The sequence below is a fragment of the Leucobacter exalbidus genome (assembly GCF_017834145.1).
Classification (GTDB): domain Bacteria; phylum Actinomycetota; class Actinomycetes; order Actinomycetales; family Microbacteriaceae; genus Leucobacter; species Leucobacter exalbidus.
The window spans coordinates 680,034-701,785 of sequence record NZ_JAFIDA010000001.1 but is presented as its reverse complement, the minus strand read 5'-3'; the positions used below and the strand labels follow the sequence as shown (position 1 = coordinate 701,785).

The following is a 21,752-nucleotide window of genomic DNA, read 5'->3' as shown; positions in this document are numbered from 1 at the left end:
CACCGACAAACGTCGATCCTGCCCACCAAACAAGCGACGCCCACAGGTTCGAGCCCAGGCGATTCGGAGTACAGTAAAACCAGGTGGCGGGCCCCCGCACACCGTGTACTCATGGAGGTTGCAGCAGCATGTCAGCACCAGCGCTCTCTGCGACGCAAGTCAAAGAAATCCTCGAACGATCACACGCAGGAGAAAGCCGTGCAGCGCTCGCCGCAGATTTCGGCGTCTCCGTCTACACCATCGACTCGGTACGGCGCGGCCGCACCCGCGGCGCAAAACCACAGCAGTCCAGGTCACTCACCGTCGAGCAGGCCGAACGAATCCGCGAACGCCACGCCTCAGGCGAAACACAAACGGCGCTCGCCGCAGAATTTGGCACCAGCCAACAAGCGGTCAGCCAGATCGTGCGCGGGCTCACCTACAAGGCGTAACCCCGCGTTCAGTCGATGAAGGCTCATCGTTGCGCTCGCCGCAGCGGTCCCTCCCGGTATCCTTGAAGCACGTTCGCTCTTCGTCGATGTCGAGAACATTGACCCGGTCGTGAGTGGCAACACGGTCAGTGCGCATCTGCGGTTGAGCGTTGACGAAGCAGCACTCAGACCCCTATTGAACACACGTATGGCCGCGCTCGATGAGCGGCGCAAGGAGACCTTCCATGGCGACCAAGATGATCCTCGACTGCGATACCGGTGTCGATGACACCATGGCAATTATGTATGCGGCGATACACCCCGACATCGAACTGCTCGCCGTCGGCACGGTGTGGGGCAACGTTGAGGTCGAGCTCGGCACACGCAACACCCTGCGCGTGCTCGACATGGTCGGCCGCACCGATGTGCCCGTCGCGCGGGGCGCTGCCGGCCCGCTGCTGGGCGGGGAGACCGAGTTCGCCTACCACGTGCACGGCCATGACGGCCAGGGCAACGCTGGCGACAACGAGCCCGTGCGTGCTGCCGAATCAACGACAGCGGCCCAGCAGATCATCGATATTGTGCGGCAGCACCCGGGCGAGGTGTGGTTGGTGCCGATCGGGCCCCTCACGAACATTGCGACGGCGCTCGCGCTTGATCCGGAGCTGCCCAAGTTGGTTGCCGGCGTCTCATTGATGGGTGGGTCGGCAGCGGCCCCCGGCAATGTTTCGTTCGTGGCCGAAGCCAACATTTGGCACGACGCAGAAGCGGCGCAGGCGGTGTTCGCGGCGCAGTGGCCCATCATCATGGCGGGCCTCGACGTCACCATGAAGCTGCTCATCACGCCCCAGCACCGTGAGCAGATGCTCGCGGGTGGCCCGGCGGGTCAGTACATGGGTCAGATCATCGACTTCTACGGTGAGTTTTACCGAGACATGGTGTTCGGTGAGTGGCAGTGCGCCACACACGATTCAATCGCGGTCGCGGCGGCGGCGGGGCACCTTGACGTGCGGCTCGCTCCGGTGGTGAACGTTGAGGTGGATACGACGGGTGGCCCCGGTCACGGCCAGACCCTCGTTGACCTGCGCGGCAAGTACCGCGGGTTCCCCGAGCAGGAGGGCGCGCATACCACGGTGCTGCTCGATGTTGCTGACGGCATCGTCGACGACATTGTTGACCTGATTACTGATTTTCAGGGAGCGTAGTCGTGAGCGTGCACACGCCTCGCGTCGCCGTCATCGGTAGCGCGAACGCCGACCTGGTCGTGGAGGTTGCCCGGCGCCCGGGCGGCGGTGAGACCCTGTTGGGTGGCGACCTTGCGCTGTTGCCCGGCGGTAAGGGTGCGAACCAGGCGGCGGCGGCCGCACGTTGCGGCGCGAACGTGTCGATGGTTGCTTGCGTGGGGACTGACTCGAACGGTGGCTTTTTGCTGTCGGAGTTGACCGCTGCCGGTGTGAATGTTGAGCATGTTGCACGGGTGGAGCGGCCCACGGGCACCGCCATCATCTTGCTGACCCCTGATGGTGAGAACTCGATTGTGGTTTCGCCGGGAGCCAACCAGGCGCTCGACGTGGCGGCGGTAGAAGCTGCGGTCATGGCTGCTGCTGCGCCCGTGGCAGAGGGTACTGCAGCCTCCGAGACCGGTGAGGCGTCACCGGGGCGGGCAGGCAGCGTCTGGCGAGACGCACAGGTCGTGGTGCTGAGCCTCGAGATTCCGTTGGAAACGGCACTGCACGTGGCCTCGGAAGCTCACGCTGCGGGAGCCCGGGTGGTGCTGAACGCTGCGCCGTCGGTGCAGCTCACCGGTGACGTGTTGCAGCTGTGTGATCCGTTGATTGTGAATGAGCACGAAGCGCTCGAGGTGCTGGGGGCGTCGGCAGATGACCCTGACGCGACGAACTATGCGCGGCTTGCTGAGCGGCTGTTGATTGCGGGTGCCCGTTCGGTCGTGGTGACGCTTGGCGCTGACGGCGCGATCGTAGCTGAGCGCGGCGCATCATCTGCGGCAGAGGAGCCGCTCGCTTCGCTTACTGCGGTGCCCGCGTACACGGTGCGGGCAGTGGACACCACTGGTGCCGGTGACGCGTTTGTTGGTGCAGTGGCTGGTGAACTCGCGGCGGGCCAGAAGCTTGCTGACGCGGTGCGTTTCGCTACGGCAGTGTCTGCAGTGTCGGTGCAGCGCGTGGGCGCACAGTCTTCGTACGCTGACCGTACAGAGATTGAAGCGTTTATCGTGGAGCGTAGCGCCTAGGCGGGTACGCACAAACGACGCAAGACGGGCGGCGCCCCGAATCGGAACTGGTTTCTGATTCGGGGCGCCGTTTCTGTGGGGAAGCACGAGCATTCAACGAGCAGAAGCTTCGAGTGGGTAGGGGGCAGCGAGTGACGGCTCTGATGAAGCGTCAGCTCTCAAGTGGCTGCGCAAGTGACCGATGCAGGCTGGTGCTGGTGCTGGGGTGCAGGGGTACTTGGTTCCGGGCCCATGTTTGAACTAGGCGCAGTGGTGCCGTGCGCCTCAGGTGCGCTGTTGTCGCTCGCGCTGCCGCTGTGGTTCTTGCCTGTTACGCATGTGTGTCGCTCTGAGTGGTGGTCGGGCTTGCCGCCATCGTTGCTGCGGGTCGATCCACGGTGGGGCGAGTACCTCGGGGAGCCCGTCGATCATGCGAATGTGCCAGTCGTTCGCGTCGAGGTTTCGGTGGTGGTACCAGCACACTAAGACACCGTTGTCAGTGGAGGTGGGGCCACCGTTGGCCCATTCAGTGACGTGATGCACTTCGCACCATGCTGCCGGGATGCTGCACCCGGGAATGATGCAGCCACCGTCTCTCGCGGTGATGGCTCGTCGTTGGTGTGGGGTGAAAATGCGGGTGGGGCTGTCGATGCCAAGGATTTCGCCGCGGGGCCGGTGATGACGCGTTGGGTGGTGCCTGCGCAGATGCACTGTCTCACCGTGGCCATGCTGGTGGGGGTGGGGCGGCCATCGTGACCGTGAATCCAAGCGGTGCCGCTCTTACCGGTGTCACTGTTGCCGCCGCTGCCGTTGTCGCTGTTGATGCTGGCGGCCAGTTCTTGCTGCGTGGTCTGAATGAGCACCGTGACCGGTGCGCCACCCACCTGGGGTGTTTCTGCCGCCCGGGCTGCGATCTCGGCGACGATTTTGAATGCGTCGTGCATCTTCTGCCCATACGAGCGGGGATCAGCCTCGGGAAGTGCCGGCGAATGGTCTTCGGTTGAAGGGCCGCCTTCAGTTGAGGGGTCGTCATCGCATTGCACGAATTCCACCTTGCGGCCTGAACCCCCGGCTCGCGCTGCATGTGCGCCGGCGCCTGTTGCTGCGCCTGAGCCTGTTGCTGAGCCTGGACCGGCGTCTGTGCCTGTGCCTGCGCCCATAGCGTTGGTGTTAGCTGCGGTGCGGGGTGAGTTCACTGCGTTGAAGAGGGAACCTAAGAGGGCGGCTGCCTCGGGAAGCAGGAGGCCATGGAGCGGTACGAGGCCGTTCTTCTCTGGCCCGAGCCACAGGTAGCGCTCGCGCATCGCCGATTCTTCGTTGGGGGCGGTGCCGTCTTGGTCGAGGAAGGTGGACCAGGTTTGGCAAATCAGTTTGATGGTGTCGCAGTCCACCGGAAGTGGTGCTGCCGCGTGACCGGCTGGGTCTAAGCCCTCATCGTCTGGACCCTCATCGTCTGGACCCTCATCGTCTGGACCCTCATTGCCAGGGCCCTGATCATCGGGGGATAAACCGTCGAAACGTTCGGCCGAGGAATAGCCCGCAGCTTGGTCGACGATGCCTCGCTCTGCGATCTCGACCTTGGTGGGGTCGACCCGGCTGGGAAGCCCCGCGAGTGACTTGACGATCTGTAGCGCTGTTTCTTCGGGGAGATCACCTGCGGCGAGCGCATCTGCCACTGCCGGGAATTGAGGTGGGATCGTGCTGCCGGTGAACCCGATGTCGCGTCGGGTGGCGCGTGCCACTTTGAGTCTGCGCCCAATGGTGGCGGAGGAATGCTGTGACAGCCGCTGGAGGAGTTCGGTGGTGTTGCGACAGCCCTTGCGTTTCGCGAGTGAGTTCTCGAGGTGTGGTTCGGAGCGATGGTCGATGTTGCCTGCTGCTGCGATGAGGAGCGCGTTGATGCGGCGTGAGGCCTGTTCGAGGTGTTGCGTGACGCTGAGGAGATCATCGTCGTCCATGAGAGTGAGTGCATCGTGACCCATTTGGGAGGTGATGCCTGCGAGGGCATCGTGTAGATGGGCGATGTGTGGCTGCGCAGCGAGTCCTTGCATGGACGCCGTGGGCGTCTGCGGGATGGATGCTGCGGGACCTCGGAGGTTGCCCGCTTCGTTGCTGGACATGGTTCTATTCTACCACGTATTCGAATATATGTTCGAATGAGTTATTTGGGCATATGTGGGGTGTTGTCGCCCCTATCGTGACGATGCTGCCAGGCGTAAGCTCGCCCCATAGCTCCAGGCATGTCGCGGGAGAAGGGGAGGTGAGTGGGGATGAACAGCGAAGACGGCTCAAACCGCAGCAGGGATATGCCCGGCCCCGACTTCACCATCCCGTGGGATTACGACGAGAACAGGTGGGGTGGCAGCAATAGGGAAGCCACCAGGGGAGGGCTGCCCCTCATGAGCGTCTGCCGCGTACACACGTTGCGCCTCCTCGCCCAGGGCCCACAAGCCACGGACACCCTTGTCGCCGCTGTGGTCTCAGCTATCGCGCATGATCTTGCCCTCGACGCTGAAGCGCTCACGCAGCACACGAGCACGGGGCACAACCGGCTCGAGCTGCGCGTACGCTGGGCCATCGCCTCACTGTGCAGGCTGGGCTACATCGCCCTCGCGCATCGCGCAAGCACGCCTCACCTCTACGTGCTCACTGAGCTGGGAGCCGCCATGCTTGCGCACGATCCGGGGCGAATTAATGAGCGCGGCGCCGGGATGATCCGGAGCAAAGAACCCACGCAGCAACTAAGCGGGCCCGGATCGCCCCCATAGAGACTCAGGCATCGGTGACGGCACAAGCATCCCCGCTCGCCGCAACAACAAAGCGTCCCGGGAAATCAATCCCGAGGCGCTCGCCGCAGATCGCACAGTTCGCTACGCGGCTCACCGCGCTACCTGAAACGCTCCTTACTGAGCAGCTTCCTCAGGAGCCTCAGGATGGAACACCTCACCACCGAAGCGCCCAGCCAACTCAGCTGCCAGCTCATCACAGGTAGAAGCAATCCCCGCGACCACAAAGCCCAGCTCATCAGCAACCAAGTGATCAGCAAGCAGATTGTGCTTCATCAGCAAATCAACCTTGCCCTCCCCGCGATCGATCAACAGGAAGCTTCCAAACACGTAGTCGGCACCAGAGAACGCAACATAGTCACGCAACTCAGCCGTATTCTCCACATTCGACAGCAGGGGAGAGAATACCATCGCCAACGCCGAATCCTCAGCAAACTCGTGCACCCGCACAAACACACGACTCGACCCATACCGAATCGACAGATCGCCATCGTTATCCATCTCGACGCCATCGAACAGCGAACCCATATGGGCCTGAACCAATTCCTTCTGTGCAGTGATATCAGTCATGTTCGCTCGATTCTCTCGTAAACGCCTAGGGGACCAAGAAGAAGCCCACGCCCCTCCACACCAATAAGCCTACCGATGCCCCCGAATTGACGCGGCGCCACACAACCCCGAAGCTGGTGACGTGAACCCCCGCCCCACACACGCCAGCCAGCGCGCCTCCATCCCACCCTGGTCGCTCGCCGTCGCCGCCATGCTCCTCATCCAGCTATCGAACGCACTTTCGATCACCGTCATCGAACAAGTCGGCCCCGCAGGCACCGCATGGCTACGCATGTGCTTCGGAGGCGCCATCCTCTGGCTCATCGCACGCCCCAAACTCTCCACCATCACACGCCGCGACATCCCCACCCTGCTCATCCTCGGCCTCGTCACCGGGTTCATGACCACTTTCTTCCTCGCCGCCGTCGCCCGCATCCCCCTCGGCACCGCCGTCGCCATCGAATTTCTCGGCCCCCTCGCCGTCGCCGCTATCACCAGTAAAAAACGCAGCGCACTCATCTGGCCACTCCTCGCCCTTGCAGGCGTCATCATGCTCACCGAACCCTGGCACGGCACGACCGACCTCATCGGAATCGGGTTCGCGCTCGCCGCAGGGGTGTGCTGGGGCCTGTACAACGTCTTCACGCAGCTGGTGGGCGATCGCTTCTCGGGAATCTCGGGCCTCGCCCTCACCATTCCCATCGCCGCGGTATTCACGATGGCCGTGGGGCTGCCTCAGGTGCTGCACGGCAACGGGGCACTCTGGGTGATCGCCATGGCGGCCGGCATCGCGTTGATCGCCCCGGTGGTCTCATTCGCGCTCGAGATGCTGGCGCTGCGCCGTATGTCGCACACCGCGTTTGGCACGCTGCTCTCGATCGAGCCCGCGCTGGGGGTGCTGATTGGGCTGCTGGTGCTCAGCCAAGCCCCGTCACTGATGCAAATCGTGGGGGTCGCGCTGGTGATCTGCGCGGGAGCTGCGGCGCAACGCGGCGGTGCACGCGATGCTGCTGGTGCTGACGCCGACTCTGCTGACCCCGCTGGCACCCCAGCCGCGCGTACGACTCCGCCGCTGCATCTGGAATCATAAGAGGCATGTTGCACCCCTATCTCGCCGACTCCTCTCGCCCCCGCATCCTGGCGCACCGGGGGCTCACCACCCCGGCCATGCACGCCGCGGGGATCGTCGAGAACTCGCGCGCCGCGATCGAAGCCGCCATCGATGCCGGATCTGACATCGTCGAAACCGATTGCCATCTCACGCTCGACGGCGAGGTGGTGCTGTTTCATGACGCCGATTTGGCGCGGGTGACCGGCGACCCCCGCAAGATCGCCGACGTGACCCTCGCCGAGCTCGCCGCCATTATGGCTGAGCAGGGCGGTGTGATCACGCTCGGGGCGGCGCTCGCGGCGTACCCCACGACGCGCTTCAACGTTGATGTGAAAGCGGGGGCGGCCGCCGAGCAGATCGGCCAGCTCGTGGCGCCCCACGCCCACCGGGTGCTGCTCACGAGCTTCGCCGATGCGTTTCGCACCCGCGCTCTAGCCGCTGCTGCGGCTGCTGAGGCCACGGGCGCCGCTGCTGGCGCAGCTCCGGCCGCTAGCATCGCTGAGCCCGCGGATCCCCAACCCGCCATACGCCGCGCGCCCGCAGCATCACCGGGGCAGCGCGGCGTGATCCGCATTCTCCTCGCCGTGCTCACCGGCATCGGCGTCGCCCGCGCCCTACGCGGCTTCGACGCGCTGCAAATCCCCGAGCGGCAGGGCCCGCTGCGCGTGCTCACGCCCCGGTTGCTGCGGGCCGCCCACAGGCACGGCGTTGAGGTGCACGTGTGGACCGTGAATGATCCGGATCAAATGCGCGCCCTCATCGACCTCGGCGTCGACGGCATCGTCACCGACCGTGCCGACGTCGCAATCGAGGTGCTGCGGCCCCAAAAATGAGCCGCGGGCGCGAATCGCCGCGGCGCGATCAGCTAAAACGTTGGATGAGTGCGCGGCGCCTGTCACACTAGAGAGGTGGCAGACAACCAGAACGGCCGAGTTGCGGTCTATTTAGACTTCGACAACATTGTGCTCTCGTGGTACGACCGCGTGCATGGCCGAAACTCGTTTGGGCGAGACCGGCACCGTATTAGCGAGAACCCCAACGATCCTGAAGTAGTGGCGCGGCTTGAGGCCGCCGCCATCGATGTGGGCGCGATCATTGATTACGCCTCGTCATATGGCACGCTCGTGCTCACGCGCGGCTACGCCGACTGGTCAGCGCCGGTGAACGCGCAGTACCGGTCACAGCTGGTGGCGCGCGCGGTCGACCTCGTGCAGCTGTTCCCCACGGCGGCCTACGCCAAGAACGGCGCCGATATTCGACTCGCTGTCGACACCGTCGAAGACATGTTTCGGCTCGAAGACCTCACCCACGTGGTGATTGTCGCGGGCGACTCCGACTATGTGCCGCTCGCGCAGCGGTGCAGGCGGTTGGGGCGCTACGTCGTGGGCATTGGCGTCGCCGGATCAACGGCGAAGGCCCTCACCGCCGCGTGCGACGATTTCGCGACCTACGACACGCTGCCCGGTGTGGAACGCCCGGGCCGCGAGGAGAAGCCGGCTCGTTCGGGGCGTGGCCGCGGCCGCGTCGACCCCGCGAAGACGGCGACGGGGCAGACCGCCCAGACCGCGGATGGCGACGCAGGCGAACTCGCTGGCGCGACTACTGCGGCAAGTGGCGCTGGGGCAGAGGCCTTGGGCAACGGCGCTGGCTCGGCCACCGCGGCAGAAGCCGGTACGGCGGGGACGGCTGAGACAGCGGGCGCTGAAACGAGCGCTCCCGAAAAAACCGGAAACTCGCGGTCGCGGTCACGCCGCGGATCGCGTGCCTCAGGCGCCGCGTCACGCGCGGCCGCCGGTGCGAACGGTGGCTCAGGCTCCGGCTCCGGCGCCAACACCGGCACCGATGCAGCTGCGGCCGCCGGGGATGCGCCGTCGAGCTCAGCCCAGCCGGCCAAGGCCGACCAGGGCGAGGGCTTCGCCGACGAGATCAACTCGGCGCTCGACGCACTGGACACGCATGATACCCACGGCGACCACGACGAGCATGACCTGCACGACGATGGCGACGCGGGTGACCGCGTGGGCGACCGCACCGAGGACGACGAGTATGAGATCACCGGCCTGCTGATTCGTGCGCTCTGGCTCGGCCAAGAAAAGGACGACTCCGATTGGCTGCACAGTTCAGCGGTGAAGCAGCAGATGCGCCGCATGGACTCATCGTTTAACGAGAAGGTGCTCGGGTTCCGTTCGTTCTCTGACTTCTTGAAGTCACGCTCAGACGTGGCCGAGGTCTCAGGGAGCGGCCACGAACGCCTGGTGCGACTGCGGGAGCAGTCTGACGACTAACTCGTCACGCGGCACACACATCGGCCCCAACCCGCACAGCGGGTTGGGGCCGATGTCGCTTCATATGGAGTCACACACGTGTGGCCGAATTGCCGATCTCGATATGGTGAAGAGCGGTGCACCGTGTGACACGGTGCACTTTCCATGTCAGTGAGGACACCCGGGATACATGACTATTCAGTACGCGAATGAACGTGCGTTTACTCGACCACGACCTGCAGGCCGCGCGAAGCGGCCGCTGGCAATACTGGGCGCGGCAGCATTGGCGTTGCCGCTCATATTGCAAGGTACTGCGGCGCAGGCGGTGAGCTTTGCTCCCACCGATGCGATCGCAGCGATCACTTCAGGCACGACTACTGCGGGCTATCAAGAAGAATTTTTGCAGGCGGTGAACTCGCAGAACATCTGGAACCATGATGTGCACCTCGCCGATACGATCGGGCCGCGCGTCGCCGGTACTCCCGGGGAAGAAGCTGCTGCGGCCTACATTGAGCAGACGCTGACGAGCTACGGGTTTGATACCTCGCGTGAATCATTTGCCGCGACCGCGCAGCTGTTCGCAGACGTGACGCCCAGCCGATACCAAGACGGCTACGCCAGCTGGCAGTTCAGGCCCGCGAGCAACGCGGTAGTGACGGGCGCCGACGCCCCTGTGGCCGACAACCTCGTCGACATCGGCGGCGCAACTGCCGACCTTGCTGAGCGCACCGATCTTGCGGGCGCTATCGTGCTCGCTGACTGGAATACCTCCGCTGCGGTACGCAGCGGCGTGCTCACCGACCTCGCCGCGGCAGGCGCCATCGGTGTCGTGTTCGCGAAGAGCGAGGGAATTTCGAGCCCCGAGGCCCTGCCCAACGTGGGAGCCGTGCCGGCCGAAGCCCAGGGCCTTGTCGTGGTGGGCGCCGCACTCAATCAGGGCGCGCGCATGCGGGCGCTGATCGCCGACGGCCCGCTCTCGCTGTCGATCGCGACGCAGGTTGGCGGCGACACCAGCACGAACGTGCTGGGCGTGCGCAAGGCCGCCAATGGCGACCCCGACGCGCCGATTGTGTACATCGGCGCGCACATCGACACTGTGGTGGGAAGCCACGGCGCGAGCGACAACGGATCCGGATCAAGCATCATGCTCGAGTTGGCTCGGATTTTGGGCTCGTACTCGCTGAACACCGAAGTGCGCGTGGGAGCTTGGGGCGCTGAAGAACAGGGCATCAAGGGATCGAAACACCACGCCTCAACGGTGATGACGCCCGAGGATCGCGATCGCACCATCGGTGCGTGGAACATGGACATGGCGGGCACCGGGCACCCGGGTGACCCCGGCCAAGAGTTTGGCTTCTGGGCGCTCACCGTTGACGGTGACACGGTCGCAGAGAACCCCGTGCTCGAGCTCGCAGACGAGGTATCGAAACTCGCCGGACACGGTGATCTGCAGGTGGGTCAAGTCGGACGCAGCGATCACCAGTCGTTCCGCGACGTGGGCATTCCCGCAGCGGTATTCAGCTGGATGTTCTGGGCTGGCGGAACCAACATCGTGTTGGAACCCGCCTACCACCAGACCACCGACACGCTCGAATTTGTGTCAGAGGAACGCATGGCGATCGCCGCGCAGATTCTGGGCGGATCGGTGTTTCGTGCCGCGCTCGAAGAGGTCACCATCGAAGTGACCGACGAGCAGGGCGACCCCGCGGTGGGGGCCCAGCTTGCACTCAGCTGTGACGGCGAAAACACCTGGCGTGACGCCGGTGTGACCGGTGACACCGGATCGGCCACCACTCACGTGCCCAACGCGACCTGCGACGTAGTCGCCCTTGCAGCCGACGGCGCGCGAGGCAGCGTGGCCGCCGTAGAGATCGCCGCTGACCCCACCGTCAAGATCGAGGTGAGCTCTGACGCGATCGCCCCCGAGGTGATCGCCGAGGTCAGCCCCGCAACGCCCGCATCGCAGTGGCACACGTCGGCTCCGGTCAATGTGACGCTGTCGGCCACCGATAACGCCGACGATGCTCCCGTGCTCGAGTCTTCACTCAACGGTGCCGACTGGGCTGTGGTCACAGAGGCTACGGTGCTCACGACAGACGGACTCCACACCATTGCTGCCCGGGCCACCGACGACTTCGGTAACCAGAGCGACGAGCTCGAAACCTCCGTGGGAATTGACACGGTGGGCCCCGAGCTCAGTGTCGCCGTCGTACCCGAGCAGCGCGGCCAGCTTGAAGTGGCCTCGAATGATGCCACCTCTGGCGTGGCACGCGTCGAGTACCAGATCAAGAACGTGGCAGCGTCATCGGTCGCCGCCATGGGCGCCGAATCTTGGCAGCTGCTGGCAGACGGCGAAGACCTCGTGGACAACACCGTAGTGGCCGCGATCACGTTGCCCAATGGCCAGACGAGCGTGGCCGTGCGCGCGCTCGACGTTGCCGGCAACGTGAGCGAAGTCGCCGAGGTGACGGTGGCCGCGGCCCCGACGTCATCGACGCCGCCCGCTCCCATTCCAACGAATCCGCCCACAACCACACCCACTGATCCGACCACCACTGATCCGACCACCACCACCACCACCACACCCAGCTCCACCACAGCCACCGGCACAACGCCGACGCAGTCGACCACGACGGCAAACGCATCGTTGTCACAGACCGGTGGCATGCCGCTGGTCGGTGCTGGCGCCGTGGGCCTCGTGCTGTTGCTGACGGGTGGAGCAGCGCTGACGGTGCGCCGCCGACAGGCGCGTAACGCCGCCTAGTCAGGCCCCTCAGTAGAGACTGCCTCCCGCGCCCACGGCGCGGGAGGCAGTCTCAGTTGATGCGACGGTCGGTGCTAGCGGGTTGACCCATTGGCATCCGCTGAAGCCTTGGCGTCCTCTGATCCCTTGGAATCACGGCCCTTCTTACTGCCCTTCGGCAGCGGGGCGAGCTTCGAGATCGCAAAGGCCGCGCCATCTTGCTGCATGCCGTTATCGAAGTACTCGACGTGCCCCGACTCATCGAGGCCCGAGGTGACCGCCTGGCAGATGAAATCGGCGCTGACACAGTAGTTGCGCATCTCGTCGGCGTAATCAGCGAGTGAGTCGACGGGGCGGGGGAGCAGCCCGTCGCGCTCCTCGTCATAGCTGCCCGCGTTATAGGGGGCCGCCCCCACAAACCTGGGGTCGCCATAGAACACGACCGCGATGACGGCCGCTGCGGCCTCGGCACTCAGCTCGTCAGCCTGTTCGCCGACGAGGCGATCGGCGGGGGCCGACAGCGCGTCTCCCACCACCATGGCGCCCTGCGAATAGCCGAGCAACACAAATTTCTGCTCGGCGCACTCCAGTGTCTGCTGATTGAGCATGGTGACGAGCGAACGCACCCCGAGGGTGGCGCCGCCGTTGACATCGGTGTCGGCCGGGTACTCCACATCGACGGTGACGACCTGATCGGGCCGTGACTGAGCGATGGTGCGCGCGACCGGAGAGAGCAACTGACCGGTGGTGGGTTCACCGGTGCCGCGCGCGGTCACCACGAGATAGGGGGAGCACTCGAGCAGCTCAACCTCGACCGGCACCTCTTCCGCTTCTTCCTCGGCGGGATCCGGATCGGGCTTGGGAGCCGGGGCCGTGGCGACCTCCTGCAGCGACTCGCGCGTGACCGCCGGATCGGTGGGCGAAGCGCAGCTTGACAGGGCGAGCGCGCAGCCCGCGGTGAGAGCGAGCGCGGCGACGGCGGCGCGGGGATGACGAAGGGTCACGGGGTCTCTTTCGCTCAACGGTGTGCAACGAGCTGGCGGGCTGATGTCGATCGTGCTGCGCCATGATGGCGCAGCAGGGGTCGGCTCCAGTGCCCGGTACCAGCAGATTTGAGAGTACGCCCACGCCCTCGTGAATTTGCAGTGAACGGGCGGTGGCGTATGTGGCGGTGGCGCGCGTGGCGGTGGCGCGCGTGGCGGTGGCGCGCGTGGCGGCGCAGGTTAGCGGCGGCGCGCGATCCGGCGCCCGCGCATGAGCCCCAGCAGCCCGTGCTTTGGGCCCAACAGATACACGAGCCCAAAGACGCAGCCCTGCACCACCACGACGAGGCCGCCCGAGGCGGCGTCGAGCCAGTAGCTCAGGTAGATGCCGGTGACCGCGCTGATGACGGCGAGGGTGGGGGCGATGACGAGCATGCGGCCGAAGCGGTCGGTGAGCAGGTACGCGGTGGCACCGGGGATGATGAGCATCGCGACGACGAGAATCACCCCGACCACCTGCAACGCCACCACCGAGGTGAGCGCCAAAAGGCCCAGCAGCAGCGCGCCGAGCATGCGGGGGCTGAGCCCGATCGCGTGCGCGTGCGTGGGATCGAACGCGAACAGCGTGAGGTCGCGGCGCTTCACCACCAGCACGGTGAACGCAATCAGCGCGAGCACCGCGATCTGGGCGAGCTCGGCATTTGAAACCCCGAGAATATTGCCGAAGATGATGTGGTTGAGGTCGGTTTGGCTGGGCGTCACCGAGATCAGCACGAGCCCCAACGCAAACAGTGTCGTGAAGACGATGCCGATCGCCGCGTCTTCTTTCACCCGCGATGTCGACCGAATCGCCCCGATGAGCCCCACCGAGAGAAACCCAAACACGAGCGCCCCGAGGGCGAAGGGTGCTCCGACGACGTAGGCGAGCACGACTCCGGGCAGTACCGCGTGCGAGACCGCATCGCCCATGAGCGACCAGCCAATGAGCACGAGCCAGCACGACAGCAGCGCACACACGATGGCCGCGATCGACGTGGTGAGCAGCGCGCGCGTCATGAACTCATACTGCAGCGGTTCAAGAATGAGCGAGAACAGATCGGGGGCGGTCATGCGCGCGGCTCCTCGTCGGTGGCGGCTTCAGCGGCAGCGTGGGTGCCGAGCGCGGTGCCCGGGGCGAGGCCGAAGGCCATCGCGAGACGCTCGGGGCTGAGAGCCTCAGCGACGCTGCCGTGAAACAGTACGCGACGCAGCAGCAGCGCGGCCTCATCGGCGAGCCCGGGCACCGCGTGGAGGTCGTGGGTGGAGACGAGAATGGTGGCGCCGCCGGCCGCGAGTTCGCGCAGCAGACGTACAATGGTGGCCTCAGAGCGTTTATCGACGCCCGCGAAGGGTTCGTCGAGTAACAGCACACCGGCCTCCTGCGCGATGCCCCGCGCCACGAACGCGCGCTTCTTCTGCCCGCCAGAGAGCTCGCCGATTTGGCGGTGCGCGAGCTCGGTGAGTTCGACCCTGGCGAGCGCCTCATCGACGGCCCGATGATCTGCGGCGCGGGGGCGACGAGTGAACCCCATACGCCCGTACCGCCCCATCATCACGACATCACGCACGCTCACGGGAAACGCCCAATCAACGGCTTCGGCCTGGGGCACATACCCGATGAGCCCCTGTCGCCGCGCACGACCGGGGTCGGTGCCCCCGATACGCACGGTGCCATGGAGGGGCTTCACCGCCCCCATGATCGCTTTGAACAGCGTCGATTTACCCGAGCCGTTCATGCCGATGAGCCCGGTCACCCGGCCCGCCTGCAGCTGCAGCGTGGCCTCGTCGAGCGCGGTGACCTCGCCGTAGCGCACGGTCAGCCCGTCGACTTCAACACTGGGAGCGAGTGCGCCGGCGGTCATGATGCGTCCTTTGAAGAGGTGAGGCCCGCGAGAATGGTCGCGGCGTCGTGGCTGAGCAGGTCGAGATAGGTGGGCACGGGGCCGTCTGCGGTCGACAGTGAATCGACGTAGAGCGTTCCGCCGAACTGGGCGCCCGCGGCCTCGGCAACCTGCCGCATGGGCCGGTCTGAAACGGTGGATTCGCAAAACACGGCGGGCACCTCACTCTCGCGCACGAACTCGATCACGCCCGCGATCTGCCGCGGAGTGGCCTGCTGCTCGGCATTGACGGGCCAAATGTAGCGCTCGGTGAGCCCGGCGTCGCGCGCGAGGTATGCAAACGCCCCCTCGCAAGTGACGAGCGCCCGCTGCGCCGCGGGCAGCTCGGCCAGCTCGGTGGTGAGCTGCTCACCCACCGCGCGAATTTCTGCGGCGTACTGGGCGCCCCGCTGCGCGTAATTTGCGGCATGATCCGGATCAAGATCGCTAAACGCCGTCACCATGTTCTCGACGTAGGTGACCCCGGCCTCGGGGCTCATCCAGGCGTGCGGATTGGGTTTGCCCGCGTAGGCGTCAGAGGCGATGTCGATGGGGGTGATGCCGCGCGTGACGACGACGTGGGGCACCTCGATTTGCTCAATGAACTGCGCGAACCACGATTCGAGCCCGAAGCCGTTATCGAGAATCAGATCGGCCTCAGTGGCTTTTGCGATGTCGAGCGGGGTGGGCTCGTAGCCGTGAATTTCGGCCCCCGGTTTGGCGATCGAGCGCACGTCGAGATCGTCACCGGCAACGTTGTGTGCCATGTCGGCGAGCACCGTAAACGTGGTGAGCACGACGGGGCGAGCGTTGCCGTCTTGCTCTGCGGGGCCGGCGAGCGCAAAACCTTGGCAGGCGGTGACGCTCAGTAGCATGGCGGCGCAGCCAGCGAGGGCGGCCAATCGAGTGGTGTGCCTGCGGCGTGAGGGCCTAGTCACGAGGAGCTGCTCCGTTCAACAGTGCGGTCACCGAACATCTTGCGACGAGTCTAATCAAATAAGTTCGTCATGGCGAACATTATTTATCGGCTTCCCTCTGAGCGTAGGCTGATGCGTGAAAGGCGGTGCGCATGGTGACACGGCGAGGGGCGGGTTCTCGCGATTCCGCGCGCGCCCACGTGCCGCCTGGCCGGGGCAGCGAGGCTGGCCGTGTGCCGGGCAGCGCGACCGATTTTGCGCCCGGCAGTGCGTCGGGCCGCGGAGCCGGCCGTGCGCAGCGCCGTGTAGATGTTTCGGCGCTCGTGTTGGTCGCGCTCGGCGGCGCGCTGGGCACCCTCGCGCGCTTCGGCGTGGGGGAGTTGATCGTCGGAGGTGCGGCGGCCACGCTCGCGGTCAACCTCGTGGGGGCGTTCGCCCTTGGCGTGCTCGTGACGCTGCTCGGGCGACGCACGGTTGGGGCGCATCAGACCGTGCCGAGTGCGCTGCCGGGCTCGCTGAGCCCAGCTCGCGCCGAACGCCTCAGACTGCTGCTCGGCACGGGATTGCTCGGCGGGTTCACCACCTACAGCGGGCTCGCCGCCCACACCGGCGAACTACTGCAAGCGGGTCAGAGCGCCGCCGCCCTCGCCTACGCGGGCGTCACCCTGGTGATCGGGCTGGGGGCCAGCATGCTGGGCATCTGGGTCGGCGGCCTCGGGCGTGGGGCAAGCCCTGAGGTCACAGACACTGAGGCCACCTCATGACCGGGGTGTGGCTGGCGCTCGGGGTCGCTCTCGCCGGCGGTATCGGCGCCGCGTTGCGCCACCTCGTCGACCAGCTCGTGCCGAAGGGCACCCGGCACGCATTTCCGTGGGGCTTGTTTGTGGTGAACCTCACCGGTTCGTTCGTGCTCGGAATACTGACCGGGCTCGCGCTCGATGACGCGGTGCAGGCCGTGCTCGCGACGGGGCTGCTCGGCGGCTACACCACGTTCAGCTCGGCGAGTCTCGACACCGCAAAGCTGCTCATGGCGCGGCGGTTTACCGCAGCCGTCGCCAATGCTGCAGGCGTCATGGTCGCCGCCATTGCATGCGCGGTGGCGGGGATCCTGCTCGGCCAGTCGCTGTAGCGGGGAGCTTGCCTGGCCAGGTGCGCCTGGGGTGCTTAGCGCACCCGGCGCACCGAGAACCGCTCATCGGGGTGCGCGTACGCCTCTTGCGCCGCGACGAGCTGCAGTTCGCGCTCGCCTGAGGCCAGCGTTGCCTCGAGCAGTGAGTACACGCTCGCGGTCGTGCGCGACAGCGCGGCCGCGGCATCGCCGGTGCGCAAGAAATGTGCGGTGAACAGCGCCGCAGTCACATCCCCCGAACCGTTGGCCTTGAGCGGCAACTGCGGGGTCGCCACCAGCCACGCACCGTCATCGGTGACGGTCATCATTTCGAGGGTGCCCGGCTCACGCTCGGGCCGCTCAACGCTCGTGACCAGCACGGTGCGGGGGCCGCGTTCGCGCGCAAGATCGGCGGCGGCGAGTGTCGACTCGAGTGAATCGGGGGTGGTGCCGGTCAGAAAACCCAGCTCAAACTGGTTGGGGGTGATGAGATCGGCGGCGGGCACGACCCGGTCACGAATCAGGTTCTGCACCTCGGGGGCCACGTGGCAGCCCGACTTCGCGTTCCCCAGCACCGGATCGCACGCATAGATCGCTGCGGGATTGTGGTGCTTCACCCGGGCCACCGCATCGAGAATCGCGTCACCGATGCTGTCGCTGCCTTGGTAGCCCGAGAGTACGGCGTCGACCTGATCGAGGCCGCCGCGCTCTTCAATGCCGGTCACAATCTCGGTGACATCAGCGCCCGAGATCAGCGGCCCGCGCCACGCACCGTACCCGGTGTGGTTCGAAAAGCACACGGTGTGCACGGGCATCACATCGACGCCGATGCGCTGCAGCGGAAACACCGCGGCAGAGTTACCCACGTGCCCGTACGCGACCGAAGACTGGATGGAGAGAATACGCATGTCTCGATCCTGCCACTGGCCCGAAGAACGGTCCAAACATGGCAAGTTCGAGTGGACCAAGCACGGCCTCGTGAGCGGCCACCCCGGTCGCGCAGTGCTAGATGCCGCGCCCCGGTGTCAGAATGCCGCGCGGATCGAGCGCCTGCTTGATCGCCGCCTGCGTCGCCCGCGATACCTCATCGAGCTGCCACGGCAGCTCGTGCAGTTTCACCGAGCCCACCCCGTGCTCGCCGGTGATCGTGCCACCGAGGGCGAGCGCGAGGCGGGTGATGTCATCAAGCACCGCATCGGCCGCCGCGATATCGTCATCGGCGCAGTCGACTGTGCTGTGCAGGTTACCGTCGCCGGCGTGCGCCACCGTTGACACGAGCCGGTCATGGGTGCGCGAAATCTCGGTGATGCCGTGAAAGATCTCGGCAAGCCGGGCCACCGGCACCCCGACATCGCACGAGATCTTCAGGCCTCGCGCCGTGAGCGCCGGGTTTGACAGCCTGCGGGCCTCGATCAGGGCGTCTGAGTCAGACACCTCGGTTTCGGTCGCCCCGTGCGCCACACAGGTCTCGGCGATCGCAGCGGCCTGCGCGGCCGCGGTCACCCCCACCGTCTGGCCCACGAGCATCGCCCCGCGCGGCACCGTCAGCCCGCTGGGCTGAAACGACTCGATGATTTCGACACTCGCCGCATCCATGAGTTCGAGTACCTCGGGGGTGGCCGCGCCGCCCACAATCGCGGTCACGGCCCGCCCCGCCGAGTCAAGGTCGTCGAACGAGGCACGAAAACTGCACGGTGTGCCCAGCGGCACCGGCTTCAACCTGACGGTGGCCTCGGTGACGATGCCGAGGGTGCCCTCTGACCCCACCATCAGGCTGGTGAGGTCATACCCGACAACGTTTTTGCGGGTGCGCGATCCGGTGCGCAGCACACGCCCGTCGGCAAGCACGACCTCGAGGGCGGCCACCGCATCACGCGTAACACCGTGGGCTACGCAGCGCAGCCCGCCAGCGTTGGTCGCGATGTTGCCGCCGATGGTGCAGCTGCGGGCGCTCGCGGGATCGGGCGGATAAAACAGTCCCTCGAGCCTGGCCGCGGCGTCAAGCTCAGCCGTAATCACGCCGGGCTGCACCACGGCGACGCGTTCGTTCTGATCGATCGAAAGAATCTGGTTCATGCCCGCGAGCGACACAATCAGCCCGCCATCGTACGCATTCGCGCCGCCGGCGAGCCCCGTGCCTGCGCCCCGCACACTGACCGGCACCGCGTGCGCGTGCGCCCACGCAAGCGCGGCAGCGACATCAGCGGTCGAAGAAGCCTCGACGAGCGCGAGCGGGGTGCCCGCGGGCTCGGCCCGCGAAGAATCGTGCGCGTGCTGCGCCACCCGGCCAGGCTCAGTCACGAGCCGGTCACCCAGCTGCTGCCGCAGCGTCTGCAAATCATCCATGATGTCCTCCCACAGCTTCGTGGCTCCCAGCGTAGCGCGGCCAGAAACACGCGGCGGCACGGCACGTGCCAGAATTGAGCCATGTCATTGCCGGGCCCACAAGCCACCCCCGTTTTGCCCCGCCCCCTGGCCAACGAAGTCGCCCCCGAGGCATGCGGAGCTGGCCGCTACGCCCCGAGCCCCTCAGGAGATTTGCACCTGGGCAACCTGCGCACCGCGCTGATTGCATGGTTGTTCGCACGCTCCACCGGCCGCAAATTTCTGATGCGTATCGAAGATCTCGATCGTGCCCGCGATGCCGGATCGGCCGCCGATCAGCTCGCAGACCTGGCCCGGTTGGGGTTGGACTGGGATGGGGAGGCGGTGTTGCAGACGGGGCAAGCGGCCGCACACACCGCCGCGATTGCGCAGCTAGCTGCCGCGGGGCTCGTCTACGAGTGCACCTGCACACGGCGCGATATTCTGGCGGCTCCGACGGCGCCGCACGCGCCTCCCGGGGCATACCCCGGCACCTGCCGCGACCGCACACCCGCCGAACGCGAGGCAGCGCGGGCAGCGATCGCCCCGCGCACGCCAGCGCTGCGGCTGCGCGTGCCCGATGGCGCGCTCGCGCCAGCATTCACCGATCTCGTGCTGGGGGAGACCCGCGGCGATATCGATGATTTTGTGCTGCAGCGTGGCGACGGCACCGTCGCCTATAACCTCGCCGTCGTGGTCGATGACGCCGCGATGGGTGTGGACCAGATCGTGCGCGGCGCAGACCTTGCCCCCTCAACGCCGCGGCAGATTCTGCTGCAGCGACTGCTCGACCTGCCGTCGCCGCCCCGCGTGAGCTACGCCCACGTGCCGCTCGTGCTCGGCCCCACCGGGGCACGGCTTGCTAAACGCGACGGCGCGGTGACGCTGCGCGAGCTCGAAGCGGGCGGGGCCTCGGCCGCCGCTGTGCTGTCGCAGCTTGCGGCCTCGATCGGCATTGCGGCAGCGGGCGAGAGCGTCACCTGCGCCCAGCTCGTGGCCCGGTTTGACCCCGCCGAGCTCTCTACCGAGCCCTGGACGTGGAATGGCGAAAGCCCCGCGAGCTAAGGGGCTCGCGGGGCTTGAACGCTGCTGGTGCGTAAGTATTGCTACTTCTTGAGCGCCCTAATGATGCGTGCGAGCGCGCGGCCGGCCACGCATACGAAGGGCACGGCGACCGCGATCAGTGCGATCAGGTTCGGTTCGAACCGGGTCGCGCCATCGCGTGAGACGTATGCCCCCACGGGAATAGCGAACCCGCCACCGCCACCGCCCGAGCCCTCGCCCGAGGCGCCCTCGGCACCCGCATCGCCTTCGCCCGCGCCGAAACCGTATGACGCGCACGCCACCGGCATGATGGTCGCGCCACCGAGTTCTACGGGGTCGCCATAGGCTGCGTGTACGCCGACCTGGGTGACAGTGTCTGCAATCTGCTTCGTGAGGTGTGCCATGCGCTCAGCCTATCCGCTGGCAGCGCGCCTGTCAGCTGAGAAAGACCAGCGACTACTCTGAGTGCCGCGCGCCCGACAGATGCTCAGGCACCGGCCGCTTCGCTGTGATGCCGTCGCCCGACGACACATGCTTGATGCGCCTGATCACCCATGGCACGAGATGCTCGCGAGCCCACACCACATCTTCCTTGCGCGCCGCACGCCAAGTGTGCTCGGGGAGGGGCTGCGGGTCGAGCGGTTCAAGATCGTGGGGCACCCCGAGCGCGGTCAGCGCGGTGCGCGCGATGGTGTGATGCCCGAGTGCGTTCAAGTGCAGGCGGTCATCAGCCCAGTAACGGCTGTCTTGCAGCTCGGCGATCGCCCACTGATCCACCACGATGCAGTCGTGCTTCAACGCCACCTTGCGCACGTTCTCGTTAAAGATCGCGACCTTGCCGCGAATCGTGCGAAACACCGGCTGGAAAGCTGTGTCGACACCGGTGAACATCACAATGGTGGCGCCGGTCTCCTTCAGCCTGGTAACGACTTCGTCGAGCTTGGCGGCGACCTCATCGGGGTCTGATCCGGGGCGAATAACATCGTTGCCGCCCGCGCAGATGCTGATGAGATCAGGGCGCAGATCGAGCGCCTGCGCAATTTGCTCATCTGAGATCTGCTGAATCAGCTTGCCCCGCACCGCGAGATTGGCGTACGAAAAATCGCCCCCGAACCCGGCCAACACATCGGCGAAGCGGTCAGCCCAGCCGCGCAACCCGCCCGGGCTGTCTGCGTCGAGGTCACCAACGCCCTCGGTAAACGAATCGCCCAATGCGACAAACCGCGACCACGGCAGTTCGATCGGTGCGTCGTCGGTGTTTGGCGTCTCGTCAATCGTTGTCATCTGTGATGCTCCCGTGTCACGCCGGCGGCACTACCTGAAT

22 protein-coding genes are annotated in these 21,752 nt (G+C 66.0%); 11 read left to right on the top strand and 11 right to left on the bottom strand.

Features of this window, described 5'->3' with window-relative positions; translation table 11 throughout:
- Positions 1–128: 128 nt before the first annotated feature.
- From JOF28_RS03235 to JOF28_RS03225, 3 genes are all read left to right on the top strand, one after another.
- A complete protein-coding gene (locus tag JOF28_RS03235; RefSeq protein WP_209704441.1) occupies positions 129–431 on the top strand; it encodes a helix-turn-helix domain-containing protein in 303 nt (100 codons plus the stop codon).
- A 224-nt stretch (positions 432–655) separates the two neighbouring features.
- Positions 656–1,615 carry a nucleoside hydrolase gene (locus JOF28_RS03230; protein ID WP_209704440.1) on the top strand — a complete coding sequence of 320 codons (960 nt, stop codon included), beginning with the start codon at positions 656–658 and terminating at the stop codon, positions 1,613–1,615.
- A gap of 2 nt (positions 1,616–1,617) precedes the next feature.
- On the top strand, positions 1,618–2,661 hold the full coding sequence (locus tag JOF28_RS03225) for a ribokinase (RefSeq protein ID WP_209704439.1): 1,044 nt from the start codon (positions 1,618–1,620) through the stop codon (positions 2,659–2,661).
- Between the two features lie 264 nt (positions 2,662–2,925).
- Here JOF28_RS03225 and JOF28_RS14890 read toward each other — a convergent pair whose 3' ends face one another.
- Complete coding sequence (locus tag JOF28_RS14890) at positions 2,926–3,183, bottom strand: HNH endonuclease signature motif containing protein (RefSeq protein ID WP_209704438.1); 258 nt, start codon at positions 3,181–3,183, stop codon at positions 2,926–2,928.
- Complete coding sequence (locus JOF28_RS03215) at positions 3,123–4,760, bottom strand: DUF222 domain-containing protein (protein ID WP_209704437.1); 1,638 nt, start codon at positions 4,758–4,760, stop codon at positions 3,123–3,125. Before JOF28_RS03215 ends, JOF28_RS14890 begins: the two co-directional genes overlap by 61 nt.
- A gap of 150 nt (positions 4,761–4,910) precedes the next feature.
- On the opposite strand from JOF28_RS03215, the gene JOF28_RS03210 reads away from it, so the two are divergent.
- Complete coding sequence (locus tag JOF28_RS03210) at positions 4,911–5,408, top strand: hypothetical protein (protein WP_209704436.1); 498 nt, start codon at positions 4,911–4,913, stop codon at positions 5,406–5,408.
- 135 nt (positions 5,409–5,543) lie between these two features.
- Here JOF28_RS03210 and JOF28_RS03205 read toward each other — a convergent pair whose 3' ends face one another.
- A complete protein-coding gene (locus JOF28_RS03205; protein WP_209704435.1) occupies positions 5,544–5,996 on the bottom strand; it encodes a T3SS (YopN, CesT) and YbjN peptide-binding chaperone 1 in 453 nt (150 codons plus the stop codon).
- Positions 5,997–6,117: 121 nt separating this feature from the next.
- Between JOF28_RS03205 and JOF28_RS03200 the strand changes: the two genes are divergently transcribed.
- The 4 genes from JOF28_RS03200 to JOF28_RS03180 all read left to right on the top strand — a co-directional run bounded on the left by JOF28_RS03200 (position 6,118) and on the right by JOF28_RS03180 (position 12,114).
- Positions 6,118–7,065: an EamA family transporter gene (locus JOF28_RS03200; RefSeq protein ID WP_342452065.1), complete on the top strand. Its 948-nt coding sequence runs from the start codon at positions 6,118–6,120 to the stop codon at positions 7,063–7,065.
- A gap of 5 nt (positions 7,066–7,070) precedes the next feature.
- A complete protein-coding gene (locus JOF28_RS03195; protein ID WP_209704434.1) occupies positions 7,071–7,919 on the top strand; it encodes a glycerophosphodiester phosphodiesterase family protein in 849 nt (282 codons plus the stop codon).
- A gap of 75 nt (positions 7,920–7,994) precedes the next feature.
- Positions 7,995–9,371 (top strand): NYN domain-containing protein, encoded by a 1,377-nt coding sequence (locus tag JOF28_RS14885; RefSeq protein ID WP_425342471.1) that lies wholly within the window; start codon positions 7,995–7,997, stop codon positions 9,369–9,371.
- Positions 9,372–9,540: 169 nt separating this feature from the next.
- Positions 9,541–12,114: a M28 family peptidase gene (locus tag JOF28_RS03180; RefSeq protein ID WP_209704433.1), complete on the top strand. Its 2,574-nt coding sequence runs from the start codon at positions 9,541–9,543 to the stop codon at positions 12,112–12,114.
- Between the two features lie 74 nt (positions 12,115–12,188).
- Here the strand turns inward: JOF28_RS03180 and JOF28_RS03175 are convergent, their stop codons facing one another.
- The 4 genes from JOF28_RS03175 to JOF28_RS03160 form a co-directional block, all read right to left on the bottom strand.
- Positions 12,189–13,097 (bottom strand): cutinase family protein, encoded by a 909-nt coding sequence (locus JOF28_RS03175; protein ID WP_342452064.1) that lies wholly within the window; start codon positions 13,095–13,097, stop codon positions 12,189–12,191.
- Positions 13,098–13,316: 219 nt separating this feature from the next.
- The gene (locus tag JOF28_RS03170) at positions 13,317–14,186 is read right to left on the bottom strand and encodes a metal ABC transporter permease (RefSeq protein ID WP_209704431.1); all 870 of its coding nucleotides are present in this window, start codon (positions 14,184–14,186) and stop codon (positions 13,317–13,319) included.
- Entirely contained in the window at positions 14,183–14,977 is a 795-nt protein-coding gene (locus tag JOF28_RS03165) for a metal ABC transporter ATP-binding protein (RefSeq protein ID WP_209704430.1), read from the bottom strand. The genes JOF28_RS03170 and JOF28_RS03165 overlap by 4 nt, the downstream gene beginning before the upstream one ends.
- Positions 14,974–15,870, bottom strand: coding sequence for a metal ABC transporter substrate-binding protein (locus tag JOF28_RS03160; protein ID WP_209706736.1), 897 nt, complete (start codon positions 15,868–15,870; stop codon positions 14,974–14,976). The genes JOF28_RS03165 and JOF28_RS03160 overlap by 4 nt, the downstream gene beginning before the upstream one ends.
- 194 nt (positions 15,871–16,064) lie before the next feature.
- On the opposite strand from JOF28_RS03160, the gene JOF28_RS03155 reads away from it, so the two are divergent.
- Both JOF28_RS03155 and JOF28_RS03150 read left to right on the top strand, forming a co-directional pair.
- Positions 16,065–16,676 carry a fluoride efflux transporter FluC gene (locus JOF28_RS03155; protein ID WP_209704429.1) on the top strand — a complete coding sequence of 204 codons (612 nt, stop codon included), beginning with the start codon at positions 16,065–16,067 and terminating at the stop codon, positions 16,674–16,676.
- Entirely contained in the window at positions 16,673–17,041 is a 369-nt protein-coding gene (locus JOF28_RS03150) for a fluoride efflux transporter FluC (RefSeq protein ID WP_209704428.1), read from the top strand. The genes JOF28_RS03155 and JOF28_RS03150 overlap by 4 nt, the downstream gene beginning before the upstream one ends.
- Before the next feature lie 35 nt (positions 17,042–17,076).
- On the opposite strand, the gene pdxY is transcribed toward JOF28_RS03150, so the two are convergent.
- Together pdxY and JOF28_RS03140 are read right to left on the bottom strand one after the other, a co-directional pair.
- Positions 17,077–17,928 (bottom strand): pyridoxal kinase PdxY, encoded by an 852-nt coding sequence (pdxY, locus tag JOF28_RS03145; protein ID WP_209704427.1) that lies wholly within the window; start codon positions 17,926–17,928, stop codon positions 17,077–17,079.
- A 97-nt stretch (positions 17,929–18,025) separates the two neighbouring features.
- Positions 18,026–19,366, bottom strand: coding sequence for an FAD-binding oxidoreductase (locus tag JOF28_RS03140; RefSeq protein ID WP_209704426.1), 1,341 nt, complete (start codon positions 19,364–19,366; stop codon positions 18,026–18,028).
- Positions 19,367–19,447: 81 nt separating this feature from the next.
- On the opposite strand from JOF28_RS03140, the gene gluQRS reads away from it, so the two are divergent.
- Complete coding sequence (gene gluQRS / locus JOF28_RS03135; RefSeq protein WP_209704425.1) at positions 19,448–20,449, top strand: tRNA glutamyl-Q(34) synthetase GluQRS; 1,002 nt, start codon at positions 19,448–19,450, stop codon at positions 20,447–20,449.
- A 41-nt stretch (positions 20,450–20,490) separates the two neighbouring features.
- Here gluQRS and JOF28_RS03130 read toward each other — a convergent pair whose 3' ends face one another.
- A complete protein-coding gene (locus tag JOF28_RS03130) occupies positions 20,491–20,832 on the bottom strand; it encodes a spore germination protein GerW family protein (RefSeq protein ID WP_209704424.1) in 342 nt (113 codons plus the stop codon).
- A 52-nt stretch (positions 20,833–20,884) separates the two neighbouring features.
- Positions 20,885–21,712: an SGNH/GDSL hydrolase family protein gene (locus JOF28_RS03125; RefSeq protein WP_209704423.1), complete on the bottom strand. Its 828-nt coding sequence runs from the start codon at positions 21,710–21,712 to the stop codon at positions 20,885–20,887.
- Positions 21,713–21,752 lie beyond the last annotated feature (40 nt).

Coding starts and splice junctions, on each gene's coding strand:
- JOF28_RS03235 (WP_209704441.1), top strand. CDS start 129: ATGTCAGCACCAGCGCTCTCTGCGACGCAAGTCAAAGAAATCCTCGAA.
- JOF28_RS03230 (WP_209704440.1), top strand. CDS start 656: ATGGCGACCAAGATGATCCTCGACTGCGATACCGGTGTCGATGACACC.
- JOF28_RS03215 (WP_209704437.1), bottom strand. CDS start 4,760: ATGTCCAGCAACGAAGCGGGCAACCTCCGAGGTCCCGCAGCATCCATC.
- JOF28_RS03210 (WP_209704436.1), top strand. CDS start 4,911: ATGAACAGCGAAGACGGCTCAAACCGCAGCAGGGATATGCCCGGCCCC.
- JOF28_RS03205 (WP_209704435.1), bottom strand. CDS start 5,996: ATGACTGATATCACTGCACAGAAGGAATTGGTTCAGGCCCATATGGGT.
- JOF28_RS03195 (WP_209704434.1), top strand. CDS start 7,071: ATGTTGCACCCCTATCTCGCCGACTCCTCTCGCCCCCGCATCCTGGCG.
- JOF28_RS03180 (WP_209704433.1), top strand. CDS start 9,541: ATGACTATTCAGTACGCGAATGAACGTGCGTTTACTCGACCACGACCT.
- JOF28_RS03170 (WP_209704431.1), bottom strand. CDS start 14,186: ATGACCGCCCCCGATCTGTTCTCGCTCATTCTTGAACCGCTGCAGTAT.
- JOF28_RS03165 (WP_209704430.1), bottom strand. CDS start 14,977: ATGACCGCCGGCGCACTCGCTCCCAGTGTTGAAGTCGACGGGCTGACC.
- JOF28_RS03160 (WP_209706736.1), bottom strand. CDS start 15,870: ATGCTACTGAGCGTCACCGCCTGCCAAGGTTTTGCGCTCGCCGGCCCC.
- JOF28_RS03155 (WP_209704429.1), top strand. CDS start 16,065: ATGGTGACACGGCGAGGGGCGGGTTCTCGCGATTCCGCGCGCGCCCAC.
- JOF28_RS03150 (WP_209704428.1), top strand. CDS start 16,673: ATGACCGGGGTGTGGCTGGCGCTCGGGGTCGCTCTCGCCGGCGGTATC.
- pdxY (WP_209704427.1), bottom strand. CDS start 17,928: ATGCGTATTCTCTCCATCCAGTCTTCGGTCGCGTACGGGCACGTGGGT.
- JOF28_RS03140 (WP_209704426.1), bottom strand. CDS start 19,366: ATGGATGATTTGCAGACGCTGCGGCAGCAGCTGGGTGACCGGCTCGTG.
- gluQRS (WP_209704425.1), top strand. CDS start 19,448: ATGTCATTGCCGGGCCCACAAGCCACCCCCGTTTTGCCCCGCCCCCTG.
- JOF28_RS03130 (WP_209704424.1), bottom strand. CDS start 20,832: ATGGCACACCTCACGAAGCAGATTGCAGACACTGTCACCCAGGTCGGC.
- JOF28_RS03125 (WP_209704423.1), bottom strand. CDS start 21,712: ATGACAACGATTGACGAGACGCCAAACACCGACGACGCACCGATCGAA.